We start from the raw sequence: 13,168 nt of genomic DNA, 5'->3' as shown, positions 1-13,168 counted from the left end.
CGAAGTCTCCTAGAGAATGCGGATGGACGGCTTGGCGCGCTGTCCATCGGGAAAAGATCTGAGCTGCATGTCGAAATAATCCTCGACCAGCGCCGGTGCAGAGGCGAGGCCGAGCGGGGCGGAACGCAGGCTGTGCCTGATATAAAGCCCGTCGATGAGGGCTGCGGCCCCTTCTGCAATGCGTGCGGCATCATCGGGCGGGCAGAGCCGGTTGAGGCTTGCCATGAGGTTGGAGCGCAGGCGGCGGGAATAAATCACCAGCAGCCGGCGGGTTTCTTCCGAGCGCTGCGCCTCAACGTAAAAGGCAAGCCATGCCGCCACCGTTTCGGGCGTGAACTGGTCGCTCTGGAAGGAGACATGGACGATGGCGCTCAGCCTTTCGCGCGGGCCGGAAGCACGGGTCAGCGCCGCCACCGCATCACGCCTGAGATCACGCAGCAGGCTGCGAATGGTCTCCAGCAGGAGCTGCTGCTTGCTGCCGAAATAATGATGCGCAAGCGCCGCCGACACCCCCGCTTCCCGGGCGATGTCAGACATTGTCACATTCAACGAGCCATGGTGGCCTATGGTGCGCAGCGCCGCATCCACGAGCGCTTTTCGGCGCAGAGGCTCCATTCCGACCTTGGGCATGACGATCTCCTTGAGGGCGGCAAAATATTCTTGATTGACTGATCAATCAATAAAAAATGCGCCATTCCGTGTCGCTATTTTGCTGTAAATCAATTCTTTCTCATCGGACCGACCCTGGTTTCGGCAATGGCCGGCGCGTGGGGATCATCTTCATGCTCCCGGCGCGGTCACGGGGGAAAAACTAAACCGTGATATACTGCGAATTGGGAATGGAACACGTTCCGTGCTAATATCCCAGCTGATACAAATTTCGCTGGAAGCGGCACCAGACGAAAGACAATAAAAACGCCCGCCCTAGACCACGACGGCAGCCGATACCCATCCGGGCATCGAATGACCGTTCGCAGTGTTTAAAGAAGGGAGTGATATCATGCCAATGGTGACAGTATCGATTTCCCCGGAACAGGCAGCGAGAATGCGCGAAGCCGTCAATTGCGGGGCTTATGCATCCGGTAGCGAGGTCGTCAGGGAAGCGCTGCGATTATGGGCGGCGTCTGGCGCACACGGTATGGGCGCGAAGTCCAGGGAACCCGTGGAAGCCGACCGGGAGCGGGTGAACGTGGCCGATCTCTACGCCGCGCACTCAGGACATGTCCGCCAGGCGTGAGGCCCGGCTACTACCCCATATATCAAGGGGGTTGCAACAAAACGTTCATCAAAGCTTCACAGACGTGAAAGCTTTTGTTGACCTGTAATCTGCGATTGTTCGCCGCAAAAGAGAAAGGCTCTCCTTACCTCAGCCACGGAAGGAAAGCCGTAATAGCGGAGAACAGAAATGCAGGCCGTTACGCTGGAAAACGATGCCGTAAGGCGATTTGCCTCCGGGCACATGTTTCCCATGGCGAAGCTCGTGCTGGAAACCGCGTTTCAGCCGATCGTCGAGGCGACGACGGGCACTATTTTCGGTTATGAATCACTGATGCGCGGCCACGACCGGCTCGGTTTTTCCGATCCGCTGGCGCTTCTCGACCAGGCGGCGCAGGGCGGCGAACTCAAGGCTTTCGAGCAGATGCTGGCGAGCCGCGCGCTGGCGAAATTCTCCACCCTGCCTGACTTCTCCTCCGCCACCCTGTTTCTCAACCTCGATGTGCGGCTGATCGCGCAGGGCGACGCCATTCTCGACAAGCTTGTGGGCCATCTGGCGCGCGCGGGTATTCCCCCCTCCTCCATCTGCTTCGAGCTTTCCGAACGCTTCGACAATACAAGCGTCCCCCAATTCACGACGCTGATTGCCCGCATGCGGAAAGAGGGCTTCAAGCTGGCGATCGACGATTTTGGCGCGGGACACGGGGAGATGAAGCTTCTGTGCGATTTTCCGCTGGACTATCTGAAGATCGACCGTCACTTCATCACCGGCGTCGATCATCTGCCGCGCAAGCAGCATCTTGTCCGCAGCATCGTCAATATTGCCCATGTTCTGGGGGTGCGGGTCATTGCCGAGGGCATTGAAACAGAAGCGGAGTTCCTGACGTGTCGCGAATTCGGCGTCGACCTAGTGCAGGGCTGGCTGATCGCCAGGCCAACGGTCTTCACCAGCGAGTTGCCGGAGAGCTTTCCCCACATCAACCGCATCGGCGTGGCGCGGCGCAACAGCCAGACTCTGGATGAAATCCTGATCCGCCGTGAAATCGAACGACTTCCCACCGTCTTCGAACATGACAGCGTCGACAGCGTCTTCGAGCTCTTCCGGAGAAACCCGCAGCAGGCGTTTTTTCCGGTTCTCAATGCCAACGGCGAACCGCGCGGCGTCATCAACGAATATCATCTCAAGGAATATATCTACCGACCCTTTGGCCGTGACCTGCTCAAGAACAAGATCTATGAGCGCACCATCTCCCATTTCGTCGACGCCGCGCCGATCGTCGGTCTCGATGCCGATGCCGACCAGTTGATGAACATGTTTGCCAGCATGGGCGGCAGCGCCTGCATTATCCTCACCGAAAACATGCGTTATGCCGGTATCGTTTCGGCTGCTTCGCTGATCAAGGTCATCAATGAAAAACAGCTGAAGATGGCACAGGACCAGAACCCGCTGACGGCACTGCCGGGCAACCGCGCGATTGGCGGCTTCATCGCCGACCGCTGCAGCGACGGCGACGAGACACGTTTCTTCTGCTACTGCGACTTCGACAATTTCAAACCCTTCAATGACAAATACGGCTTCAACGCCGGCGACCACGCCATCACCCTGTTTTCGGCCCTGATGCGCCGTTACTTCTTTGCCGGCGACTGCTTCCTCGGACATATTGGCGGTGATGACTTCTTCATCGGCGTGCGCGACTGGGCGGTGGAGGACCTGACGGAAATACTCGAGCGGCTGCTCAGCGATTTCCACGACGATGTCGCGGAACTGTATTCGGCCGAGGATCGCGAGGCGGGCTGCATGAAGGGCCAGGACCGGCACGGCAATGAGCGGGACTTCGCGCTTCTGCGCTGTTCCATTGGCGTTCTGAGCTTGCCCAAAGGATTGATCATCGCCAATCCCGAGCGCATCGGCAGCGAGATCGCGGGCGTTAAGGCGGCTGCGAAGGAAAATGACAGCGGCCTCGTCATCCGGGTCTTCGGCGAGACAAATTGACACCGGTGACAAACGGCCTTCTTCCCTAAGCGGCGCTTCTGACCTACATCTTCAGGCGACGCCGATAGTGAGGAGTTGCCCCTGACCATGCCCGACCCCAAAACCCTGCCCGAAAAAATGCGTTTCATCGACCTTCCCTCCCATGGCGGTCCGGAAGTGATGCGTCTTTCGCAAGCGCCTTTGCCGAAGCCCGCGAAAGGCGAGGTTCTGGTGAAGGTCGAGGCAGCAGGCGTCAACCGGCCGGATGTCGCGCAGCGCCAGGGCACCTATCCGCCACCGAAGGATGCAAGTCCGATCCTCGGCCTTGAGATCGCCGGAGAGGTTGTTGCGCTTGGCGAAGGCGTCGATGAATTCAATCTTGGCGACAGGGTCTGCGCGCTCGCCAATGGCGGGGGTTATGCACAATATTGCGCCGTTCCCGCTGGGCAGGCCCTGCCCTTTCCCAAAGGTTACGACGCCGTCAAAGCCGCAGCCTTGCCGGAAACCTTCTTCACCGTCTGGGCCAATCTCTTCCAGATGGCGGGCCTGACCGAAGGTGAAACCGTGCTCATCCACGGCGGCACCAGCGGCATCGGCACGACGGCGATCCAGCTTGCCAAAGCATTCGGCGCGGAAGTTTATGCCACGGCGGGCTCTGCGGAAAAATGCGAGGCCTGTGTGAAGCTCGGCGCCAAACGGGCGATCAATTACCGCGACGAGGATTTCGCCGAAGTCGTGAAATCCGAAACCGGCGGCAAGGGCGTCGATGTCGTTCTCGACATGATCGGTGCTGCTTATTTCGAAAAGAACCTTGCGGCGCTGGCCAAGGATGGTTGCCTGTCCATCATCGCCTTCCTGGGGGGCGCCGTGGCCGACAAGGTCAACCTCACGCCGATCATGGTCAAGCGCCTGACCGTCACCGGCTCCACCATGCGCCCGCGCACGGCGGACGAGAAACGCGCCATCCGTGACGATCTCGTGGATCAGGTCTGGCCGCTGATCGAAAGCGGCCAGGTCGCACCGGTCATCAACCGCGTCTTCACACTGGATGAGGTTGCGGAAGCGCACCGGCTGATGGAAAGCAGCAGCCATATCGGCAAGATCGTGATGCGGGTCGACTAGGTGCTGCAGAGTAAGTTCTCAGTTAGCCCTCTTGCATTACTCACGAATCGTACTACCTTCTAGTTATGTTCAACGTATCGGAAGGAGGTGATCCAATGTCTAGTGAGATTTCGGTCTCTGGTGCAGGCAATGGAAAGGGTGTGTTTTCGACGGGGCAGCCCTCGTTGTAAACCTCTTCTGCCTTCGGAACGTTGAGAAACAGTCCCGGGTCTGTAAACAGGACCAAACTCATGGAAGGGTCGCTCAGGCGGCCCTTTTCCGTTTTTGCTTATTGCTTCGACTATCCCGCGCATCTCGACGGTTGGAAATGAAGTGGCAAGAAAGCCTCCTGCCGATCTCCCCCCTTGAGGGGGAGATGTCCGGCAGGACAGAGGGGGGTAACGACACCCAGAACCGTCGATGATTTCAACCGTGGTGTAAGGTGGAATCGGAGTAAACGTGGCGCGCGTTAGAAAGCGACAAATCATCGACCGTCAAATGCGGTCACCTCTTCCTTATTTCTTCCCGAACACCTTCCACCGCGTCGGGCGGAATCGCAGTTCGGCACCCACCGCCACGGCGGCGTTGAGCGGCACTTCGATTTCGAGGTGGTAGGGTTCATGGCCGTTATTGGCGATGTCGATTTCGGCGATGCGGGTGCCGGCCAGGCGGCGACAGGTGGTGACCTTGCCGTAAAGCGCGTCCTTTTCATCCGTCAGCACCACGTCTTCCGGCCGGAAGAACAATTCGCCCTCGCCTGCGCCGCTTTCGTTTACGCCGATGCTTTCGCCCTGGAACAGCACATGGCCATCACGGATGGTGACCGGCAGGCTGGAGGATTCGCCGATGAAAGAGAAGACGAAGGGCGAGTTCGGCGTGTCGTAGACGTCATCGGCGGTGCCGACCTGCTCGATCTTGCCCTGGCTCATGACGACGACGCGGTCCGCCAGTTCCAGCGCCTCTTCCTGATCGTGGGTGACGAAGACGGTGGTGTGGCCGGTGCGGTCGTGGAATTCACGCAGCCAGCGGCGCAACTCCTTGCGCACCTTGGCATCCAGCGCACCGAAGGGTTCATCGAGAAGCAGCACCTTCGGTTCGATGGCGACGGCGCGGGCGAGCGCCACCCGCTGGCGCTGGCCACCCGAGAGCTGCGAGGGGTAGCGTTTTTCAAGCCCGGAAAGGTGCACCATGTCGAGAAGCTCGGACACGCGCTTGCGGATTTCCGCTTTTGGCGGACGCTTGGCGGAGGGTCGCACCTTCAAGCCGAAAGCAATGTTGTCTGCCACCGTCATGTGGCGAAACAGCGCGTAATGCTGGAAAACGAAACCGACATTGCGCTCCTGCACGGTGCGGTGCGAGGCGTCTTCGTCGCCGAAGAAAATCTGGCCCGTCGTCGGCTGCTCGAGACCGGCAATCAGACGCAGCAGCGTCGTCTTGCCGGAACCGGAAGGACCAAGCAGCGCGATCAGCTCGCCCGAGCGAATGTTGAGCGATACGTCGTTCAGCGCCGGAAAGCGATCAAACTGCTTGGTGATGCCGGAAACTTTCACTTCCATGAAGATGCCTTTCAATGCTTGCCGGCTGCGTTGCCCGCGCCAAAGCGTATTTCGAGAATGGTTTTGAGAACGAGGGTCACCAGAGCCAGACCGGCAAGCAGCGTCGCAACGGCGAAGGATGCGCCGATATTGTACTCATTATAGAGTATCTCGACATGCAGCGGCATGGTGTTGGTCTCGCCGCGAATATGGCCTGACACCACCGAGACGGCGCCGAACTCGCCCATGGCGCGGGCGTTGCAGAGTAGCACGCCATAAAGCAGGCCCCATTTGATGTTCGGCAGCGTGACGTACCAGAAGGTCTGCCAGCCGGATGCGCCAAGCGAAATCGCCGCCTCCTCGTCACCATTGCCCTGATCCTGCATCAGCGGGATCAACTCGCGCGCGACAAAGGGAAAGGTGACGAAGATGGTGGCGAGCACGATGCCCGGCACCGCAAAGAGGATCTCGATGCCGTAACTCTTCAGCCATGGGCCGAGCACGCTGTGCGAGGAAAACAGGATGACGTAGACCAGACCTGATATGACCGGAGAGATCGAGAATGGCAGGTCGATCAGCGTGATCAGGAATGCCTTGCCCTTGAACTCGAATTTCGCGATGGCCCAGGCGGCCGCTACTCCAAAAATGAGGTTGAGCGGCACCGAAATAGCGGCGACGAGCAGCGTCAGGCGAATGGCGGAAAGCGCATCCGGCTCGAAAATCGCCTCCCAGAAGCTTTCCGTGCCCTTGCGGAAGGCTTCGAAGAAGACCGAAACCAGGGGCAGGACGAGAAATGCGGCGAGGAAGACGAAGGCGATGGCGATCAGTGCCAGCCGCGCTGGCAGGCTTTCGCTGGCGGGATCGCGGAACGGACGCGGCGTGGTGCGGGAAACAGTCTCAGACATAACCGTACCTCTTGCGGCTCCAGGCCTGAATGAGATTGATGAGGAACAGCATGGCAAAGGAAATGATCAGCATGATGGTGGCAATGCCGGTCGCAGCCGCATAATTGAACTCCTCCAGCCTGATAACGATGAGGAGCGGCGCGATTTCCGAGACGTAGGGAATATTGCCGGCAATGAAGATGACGGAGCCGTATTCGCCAACACCGCGCGCAAAAGCGAGCGCAAAACCTGTGAGAATGGCGGGGGTGAGGCTCGGCAACAGAATGCGGGTGATGGTCTGGAAACGGTTCGCGCCGAGCGTTGCCGCCACCTCCTCCACCTGCCGGTCGATCTCCTCCATCACCGGCTGCACGGTGCGGACGACGAAGGGCAGACCGATGAAGATCAGCGCGATGACGATACCGGTCGGCGTGAACGCAATCTTGATGCCATAGGGCTCAAACAGCGAACCGACCCAGCCGCGATTGGCGTAAAGCGCCGTCAACGCAATGCCCGCGACCGCCGTTGGAAGCGCAAAGGGAAGGTCCACGATGGCATCCACGAAGCGGCGACCGGGAAAGCGGTAACGTGTGAGAACCCAGGCGACGATGACGCCGAAGACCACATTGACCAATGCGGCGAGGAATGCCGTGCCAAAACTGACGCGCAACGCATTCAGCGTACGGCTATCCGTGGCAATCGCAATGAAATCTGCAAAACCGAGTTTCGCCGTGGACCAGATAAGGCCGCCAAGCGGAATAAGAATGATGAGAAACAGATAGGTGACGGTGTAACCAAACGTCAGGCCGAAGCCCGGTATGACGCTCGACTGCCGCCACCTCCACCTGCTTCCGGAAATATTATTGCTCATCAAGGCTCCGGATAATCTTAGTTTTTGAACATTTCCGGGACAGTCAACCGAGGTCTGCCCGTCCTGGAGGTGCTCTCTGGGAGCCGGTATTCCCCCGGCGCTTATTATAAAGTATCGACCGGCACGGCGTCCGGTCGATCAGGTTCTGATTTGTCTTGTCCCGTGGGACGGGGTGACTACGTTCACCCCATCATCCGCTTACTTCGCGGGCTTGTAAATCTGGTCGAAGATGCCGCCGTCACCAAAATGTTCCGGCTGCGCCTTTGCCCAACCGCCGAAGATCGGGTCGTCAATGGTGACGAGCTTGATGTCAGGCAGCTGCTTCAGCAGGTCCTTGGAGACAACGGCCGGGTTGGACGGACGATAGAAGTGCTTGGCCGCAATATTCTGGCCCTCGTCGGAATAGAGATATTGCAGATAGGCTTCGGCCGCCTTGCGGGTGCCCTTGGCGTCGACATTGGCGTCAACCACGGCGACCGGCGGCTCGGCAAGGATCGAGATCGGCGGAACGACGATATCGAAAGCGTCAGCGCCGAATTCCTGGCCGGCCAGATAGGCTTCGTTTTCCCAGGCGAGCAGCACGTCGCCGATCTGGCGCTGTGCGAAGGTTACCGTGGAACCACGGGCGCCGGTGTCGAGAACCGGAGCGCGCTTGTAGAGCTCGCCGACATAGGCCTTGATCTTGTCCTTGTCGCCCTTGAATTCTTCATTCGCCCAGGCCCAGGCCGCGAGATAGTTCCAGCGCGCACCGCCCGAGGTCTTCGGGTTCGGCGTCACGATCTGCACGTCGCCCTTCACCAGATCGCCCCAGTTATGGATGCCTTTCGGGTTACCCTTGCGAACGAGGAAAACGATGGTGGAGGTGTAAGGGGAGGAATTATGCGGCAGGCGGCCGCGCCAGTCCTTGTTGATCTTGCCGGAATTCTGCACGATGGCGTCGATGTCACTCTGCAGCGCCAACGTCACGACGTCGGCTTCCAGACCGTCGATGACCGAACGGGCCTGCTTGCCGGAGCCGCCATGCGACTGCTGGATGGTGACGTCCTCGCCGGTGTCGGCCTTCCACTTCTTGGCGAAGGCTTCGTTGAAATCCTTGTAGAGTTCACGGGTCGGATCATAGGACACGTTCAGCAGCTTGGTCTGCGCCGCGGCCGAGCCAGCTGCGCCAAGTGCCAGTGAGAGGCTGAGCGCGACAACGCTCAAACCGGACAGAAGCTTGGACATCGGTATTCCCTCCTGATTGCGATGGCTTAACTCTACCGGTTGAGTAGAGTTGGTCAATGAGGCCGAATACGATCGAAAAAGTGTTTCCCTTGAGCGTTTCTCCGGGCAACAAATACAGCGCAGCATAAGCGAAAGGCGCAACAAGCGTCGTGTAAAACTTTGCTGAATGCAAAAGCGTTTCACATTTTTGCCGGTTTTTTGCCGCGATGGCGAAAAATATTGAGGTGTTTTAGACGAATTTTTCTTCAGGCCGTCAAAAGCTCGGGCACTTCGATACCGGCCACCGCATCCGCAATGGTGGTGTTGAACAGGATGTTGCGCGTCGCATCGGCCACACGGGCGAAGACGTGGCGGATCTCGCACTGCTTCTCGCCGTCGCAATCCTCGCAGCGGCGATAGGCGGTCTGGGAGAGGCAAGGCAGAGGAGCAAGGGGGCCATCAATGAGCCGCAGCACCTCGCCGAAAGTAATATCATCCGCCGGGCGAGCCAGAAGATAACCACCCTGCTTGCCGCGCCGGCTTTCGACAAGGCGTTCCTTCTTCATTTCGAGAAGGATCTGCTCCAGAAACTTTTTCGGAATGGCCTGTTCGCGGGCAATGTCGGAAATCTGCACAGGACAGCCGCCGTCGGCCTTGGCCAGCGAGAGAAGCGCCCTCAGCGCATATTTTGCCTTCTGCGAAATCATTGTAGAACCAGTAGATCACAAGCCCGGATACCCGGCAATCACGGCTTAGCGCAGAAGTTGTCACAATTCAAATCCAGGCTGCGAACAAGGTGAACGGGCATCTTTTGCTCATAGCACGCGCGCGAGAGGCATTTTTGCTCTGAAGTGCAGCGCACAAAGACTGTCATTTCTCGTCCAAAGCGCCGATTTCAACAATAATCGGCCATGGAAATCCCGGACGTGACAATGACCATCAATTCAGCAAATGCCTCTGCCGATGCCGCTTCCCTTGATGCCACGCTTGTCGGGCTCGATCTGGCGGGTCGGCTTTCATTTATCGCCGGCCTCGGCGGGCGCGCGGTCTTCACCACCAGCCTCGGCATCGAGGATCAGGTCATCACCGCCGCGATCGGCACCCATCGCCTGCCGATTGACGTTGTCACGCTGGAAACTGGCCGTCTTTTCAAGGAAACCGTCGATCTCATCGATGAAACCGAGGAGCGTTTCGGCGTCGAAATCCGTCGTTTCCGTCCCGAACAGGACGATATAGACGCCTACGCCGCAAAATACGGTCTCAACGGCTTTTACGAAAGCGTTGAGGCGCGTCATGCCTGCTGTCATGTCAGAAAACTGATCCCGCTCGGCAAGGCGCTTGATGGTGCCGCCTTCTGGATCACCGGCCTCCGTCGCGGCCAGTCGGGCAATCGCGCCACGACGCCGTTTGCCGAATTCGATGCCGATCGCAATCTCATCAAGATCAACCCTTTGGCTGACTGGGATATCGACCTCATCAAGGCGCATGTCGCCCAGGAGAACATCCCCATCAATCCGTTGCATCAGCGCGGTTACCCGTCCATCGGCTGCGAGCCGTGTACGCGCGCCATCAAGCCCGGTGAGCCTGAGCGCGCCGGACGATGGTGGTGGGAAAACGACGAGAAGCGCGAATGCGGTCTTCACGTCGCCGGTGCGGAGCAGACCTCCGCCGTTTCCGCCATCCCGCAACGATAATCATTCAGTACATTCCCGGAGTTCACAATGTCCAACGCAGTCCACGAGACGGACAGCAAGAATACTGTCGCATCCAAGCCGCCGCTCGATCCCCATCTGAAGGCGCTTGAAAACGAAGCTATTCATATCTTTCGCGAAGTCGCAGCCGAATTCGACAAGCCCGTGATGCTCTATTCCATCGGCAAGGACTCGTCCGTGCTGCTGCATCTGGCGCGCAAGGCCTTCTTCCCCGGTCGCATTCCGTTCCCCCTGCTGCACGTCAATACCGGCTGGAAGTTCAAGGAGATGATCGAATTCCGCGACAATATCGTCAAGGAATATGATCTCGAACTGATCTCCCACACCAATCCGCGCGGCGCAGCGGAAAACATCACGCCCTTCACCCACGGATCGGCGCTTTACACCGACATCATGAAGACGGAAGCCCTGCGTCAGGCACTGGATGCCGGCCAGTTCGACGCAGCCTTCGGTGGTGCGCGCCGCGACGAAGAGGCGAGCCGCGCCAAGGAACGCATCTACTCTTTCCGCACGCCCGACCACAAATGGGACCCGCGCAACCAGCGCCCTGAGCTATGGAACATCTATAACGGCATGGTGCGCAAGGGTGAGAGCGTTCGCGCTTTCCCGCTCTCCAACTGGACCGAAGTCGACATCTGGCGTTACATCGAGGCGGAAAACATCCCGCTGGTGCCGCTCTATTATGCCGCCGAGCGCCCCTATATCGAGCGCGACGGCATGATGATCCTCGCTGAAGACGAGCGCCTGGAGCTTTTACCCGGCGAAGAGGTCAAGCGTGGCTCGATCCGCTTCCGCACGCTCGGCTGCTTCCCGCTCACCGGTGCGATCCGTTCCGAGGCGGCGACGCTTCAGGATGTGATTGCAGAGCTTGAAATCGCCACCGTTTCTGAACGTCAGGGCCGCGCGATTGACCGCGACCAGTCCGGCTCCATGGAGAAGAAGAAGCGCGAGGGCTATTTCTGATGACCGCTTCTGCCACCACCAACGTTTCCACGGCCACCATTTTGCCCTTTGCTGAACATTCGAAAGCAGCGCGCGACACCCGCCCGCTTCGTCTCATCACATGCGGCAGCGTGGATGACGGCAAGTCGACCCTGATCGGCCGTCTCCTCTGGGACACCAAGGCCGTCAAGGAAGACCAGGCCGCGACCCTGCACCGCGACAGCGGCAAGCAGAACGATCTCGGCCTGCCCGATTTCGCGCTGCTGCTCGACGGTCTTCAGGCGGAGCGCGAGCAGGGCATCACCATCGATGTCGCCTATCGTTACTTCGCCACTGACAGGCGCGCCTTCATCGTGGCCGACACGCCCGGCCATGAGCAATATACCCGCAACATGGCGACCGGCGCTTCCACCGCCGATCTCGCCGTGCTGCTCGTCGATGCCCGCACCGGTATTCTGGAACAGACGCGCCGTCATGCTACCATCGCGGCGCTGATGGGCATCCGGCAATTCGTGCTGGCCGTCAACAAGATCGACCTGACGCATTACGACAAGGCCGGTTTCGAACTGATCGCCCACGAGTTCCGCGATTTCGCATCCGATCTCGGCATCAAGCAGATAACCGCCATTCCGATGTCGGCGCTGAAAGGTGAAAACGTCGTTCTGTCAGGCAAGGCTTCCATGCCCTGGTATGAAGGCCCGACGCTGGTGGAAACGCTGGAACTGGCGACCGTTCGCTCCGCGCAATCGGGCGGCTTCCGCTTTCCCGTACAACGCGTCTCGCGTCCCGGCGAAAGCTTCCGCGGTTATCAGGGCACGGTCGCCGGCGGTTCGGTGAAGCCGGGCGACAGCGTCGTTATCCTGCCTTCCGGCATGGTCGCCAACGTCAAGCAGATCGTCACTTTCGATCTGGTGCGCAATGCCGCCGTGGCGGGTGATGCCGTCACGCTGGTGCTCGATCGTCAGGTGGACGTCTCGCGCGGCGACATGATCGTCTCCATCGAGGCGCAGCCTCAGACGGGCCTTGCCTTCGACGCGCAGATCGTGGCTTTGCAGCCCGGAGGCATCGAGGCCGGCAAGCGCTACTGGCTGAAAAGCGGCAGCCGCCGACAGCGTGTCAGTGTGCAGCCCGTCAGCCAGCTGAACCTCAAGGAAGGCGAATGGCAGGCGCATGAGACGTCGCTGCCGATGAACGCCATCGGCAAGGTCAGGCTTTCCTTCGATGAGACGGCGATCTTCGATCCCTATGAGCAGAACCGCTCGACGGGTTCCTTCATCCTGATCGACCCCGACACCAACAACACGGTGGCGGGCGGCATGATATCGGCCAAGCGCAGCGTCGGCGCGACGGAAGAAAAAGGCGACCGGGTCATTCTCTCGCTGCCTGCCGATCTCGCGGAAAAGCTGCTGGCGAGCGAGCTTCTTGTTAAGCACCGCGACGAGATCGACATCCGGCGCACGGATGCGGCAACAGCCTCACGGCTCATCAGCGATCTCGACTGAGAATGCCGGCATGAACGACAAAAGGCGACCACGGTGTGGTCGCCTTTTTGTTTGGGTCCAGTCGTCAGATGCGACTTAAAACACGAACATATAAAGCAGAATGATCACGAAGATCGGAACGCCCATAGCCCACAGTGCAATACCCTTCAGCATGTTATCCTCCATTGTTGTATGTTTGGATAACGGCTGAGGAAGCTTTCCGATCCATCTGCTTTGCGGATTTTTACGGGT

12 protein-coding genes are annotated in these 13,168 nt (G+C 59.2%); 6 read left to right on the top strand and 6 right to left on the bottom strand.

What is annotated here, in order from left to right; all coding sequences use genetic code 11:
* Positions 1-9: 9 nt before the first annotated feature.
* Positions 10-630, bottom strand: a complete 621-nt coding sequence (betI, locus tag AGR2A_RS05620; protein WP_072494124.1) for a transcriptional regulator BetI — start codon at positions 628-630, stop codon at positions 10-12.
* Between the two features lie 370 nt (positions 631-1,000).
* Here betI and AGR2A_RS05615 point away from each other — a divergent pair, with 370 nt between their 5' ends.
* From AGR2A_RS05615 to AGR2A_RS05605, 3 genes are all read left to right on the top strand, one after another.
* Complete coding sequence (locus AGR2A_RS05615) at positions 1,001-1,237, top strand: ribbon-helix-helix domain-containing protein (RefSeq protein ID WP_072494123.1); 237 nt, start codon at positions 1,001-1,003, stop codon at positions 1,235-1,237.
* A gap of 168 nt (positions 1,238-1,405) precedes the next feature.
* A complete protein-coding gene (locus tag AGR2A_RS05610; protein WP_072494122.1) occupies positions 1,406-3,208 on the top strand; it encodes a GGDEF domain-containing protein in 1,803 nt (600 codons plus the stop codon).
* A gap of 87 nt (positions 3,209-3,295) precedes the next feature.
* The gene (locus AGR2A_RS05605; RefSeq protein ID WP_072494121.1) at positions 3,296-4,309 is read left to right on the top strand and encodes an NAD(P)H-quinone oxidoreductase; all 1,014 of its coding nucleotides are present in this window, start codon (positions 3,296-3,298) and stop codon (positions 4,307-4,309) included.
* Positions 4,310-4,803: 494 nt separating this feature from the next.
* On the opposite strand, the gene AGR2A_RS05600 is transcribed toward AGR2A_RS05605, so the two are convergent.
* The 5 genes from AGR2A_RS05600 to AGR2A_RS05580 form a co-directional block, all read right to left on the bottom strand.
* On the bottom strand, positions 4,804-5,844 hold the full coding sequence (locus AGR2A_RS05600) for a sulfate/molybdate ABC transporter ATP-binding protein (RefSeq protein ID WP_006700005.1): 1,041 nt from the start codon (positions 5,842-5,844) through the stop codon (positions 4,804-4,806).
* An 11-nt stretch (positions 5,845-5,855) separates the two neighbouring features.
* Positions 5,856-6,728 carry a sulfate ABC transporter permease subunit CysW gene (gene cysW, locus AGR2A_RS05595; protein ID WP_022555771.1) on the bottom strand — a complete coding sequence of 291 codons (873 nt, stop codon included), beginning with the start codon at positions 6,726-6,728 and terminating at the stop codon, positions 5,856-5,858.
* Positions 6,721-7,578: a sulfate ABC transporter permease subunit CysT gene (gene cysT, locus AGR2A_RS05590; protein WP_004440449.1), complete on the bottom strand. Its 858-nt coding sequence runs from the start codon at positions 7,576-7,578 to the stop codon at positions 6,721-6,723. Before cysT ends, cysW begins: the two co-directional genes overlap by 8 nt.
* 198 nt (positions 7,579-7,776) lie before the next feature.
* Positions 7,777-8,802 carry a sulfate ABC transporter substrate-binding protein gene (locus tag AGR2A_RS05585; RefSeq protein ID WP_004440447.1) on the bottom strand — a complete coding sequence of 342 codons (1,026 nt, stop codon included), beginning with the start codon at positions 8,800-8,802 and terminating at the stop codon, positions 7,777-7,779.
* Positions 8,803-9,047: 245 nt separating this feature from the next.
* On the bottom strand, positions 9,048-9,488 hold the full coding sequence (locus AGR2A_RS05580) for an RrF2 family transcriptional regulator (RefSeq protein ID WP_072494120.1): 441 nt from the start codon (positions 9,486-9,488) through the stop codon (positions 9,048-9,050).
* A gap of 204 nt (positions 9,489-9,692) precedes the next feature.
* Here AGR2A_RS05580 and AGR2A_RS05575 point away from each other — a divergent pair, with 204 nt between their 5' ends.
* The 3 genes from AGR2A_RS05575 to cysN are packed head-to-tail and all read left to right on the top strand — an operon-like array spanning position 9,693 to position 12,937.
* Positions 9,693-10,475, top strand: a complete 783-nt coding sequence (locus AGR2A_RS05575; protein ID WP_185933308.1) for a phosphoadenylyl-sulfate reductase — start codon at positions 9,693-9,695, stop codon at positions 10,473-10,475.
* A gap of 27 nt (positions 10,476-10,502) precedes the next feature.
* A complete protein-coding gene (gene cysD, locus AGR2A_RS05570; protein ID WP_037091710.1) occupies positions 10,503-11,456 on the top strand; it encodes a sulfate adenylyltransferase subunit CysD in 954 nt (317 codons plus the stop codon).
* Complete coding sequence (gene cysN / locus AGR2A_RS05565) at positions 11,456-12,937, top strand: sulfate adenylyltransferase subunit CysN (protein ID WP_045532544.1); 1,482 nt, start codon at positions 11,456-11,458, stop codon at positions 12,935-12,937. The genes cysD and cysN overlap by 1 nt, the downstream gene beginning before the upstream one ends.
* The last annotated feature ends 231 nt before the right edge of the window (positions 12,938-13,168 follow it).

The organism is Agrobacterium genomosp. 2 str. CFBP 5494 (genome assembly GCF_900013495.1).
In the GTDB taxonomy this organism is placed as follows: domain Bacteria; phylum Pseudomonadota; class Alphaproteobacteria; order Rhizobiales; family Rhizobiaceae; genus Agrobacterium; species Agrobacterium pusense.
Note: the sequence above shows the minus strand (reverse complement) of the source record. Positions and strands in the feature narration are given on the sequence as shown.

Excerpts from the sequence above, each read along its gene's own strand:
- betI (WP_072494124.1), bottom strand. The coding sequence starts at position 630 with ATGCCCAAGGTCGGAATGGAGCCTCTGCGCCGAAAAGCGCTCGTGGAT.
- AGR2A_RS05615 (WP_072494123.1), top strand. The coding sequence starts at position 1,001 with ATGCCAATGGTGACAGTATCGATTTCCCCGGAACAGGCAGCGAGAATG.
- AGR2A_RS05610 (WP_072494122.1), top strand. The coding sequence starts at position 1,406 with ATGCAGGCCGTTACGCTGGAAAACGATGCCGTAAGGCGATTTGCCTCC.
- AGR2A_RS05605 (WP_072494121.1), top strand. The coding sequence starts at position 3,296 with ATGCCCGACCCCAAAACCCTGCCCGAAAAAATGCGTTTCATCGACCTT.
- AGR2A_RS05600 (WP_006700005.1), bottom strand. The coding sequence starts at position 5,844 with ATGGAAGTGAAAGTTTCCGGCATCACCAAGCAGTTTGATCGCTTTCCG.
- cysW (WP_022555771.1), bottom strand. The coding sequence starts at position 6,728 with ATGTCTGAGACTGTTTCCCGCACCACGCCGCGTCCGTTCCGCGATCCC.
- cysT (WP_004440449.1), bottom strand. The coding sequence starts at position 7,578 with ATGAGCAATAATATTTCCGGAAGCAGGTGGAGGTGGCGGCAGTCGAGC.
- AGR2A_RS05585 (WP_004440447.1), bottom strand. The coding sequence starts at position 8,802 with ATGTCCAAGCTTCTGTCCGGTTTGAGCGTTGTCGCGCTCAGCCTCTCA.
- AGR2A_RS05580 (WP_072494120.1), bottom strand. The coding sequence starts at position 9,488 with ATGATTTCGCAGAAGGCAAAATATGCGCTGAGGGCGCTTCTCTCGCTG.
- AGR2A_RS05575 (WP_185933308.1), top strand. The coding sequence starts at position 9,693 with ATGGAAATCCCGGACGTGACAATGACCATCAATTCAGCAAATGCCTCT.
- cysD (WP_037091710.1), top strand. The coding sequence starts at position 10,503 with ATGTCCAACGCAGTCCACGAGACGGACAGCAAGAATACTGTCGCATCC.
- cysN (WP_045532544.1), top strand. The coding sequence starts at position 11,456 with ATGACCGCTTCTGCCACCACCAACGTTTCCACGGCCACCATTTTGCCC.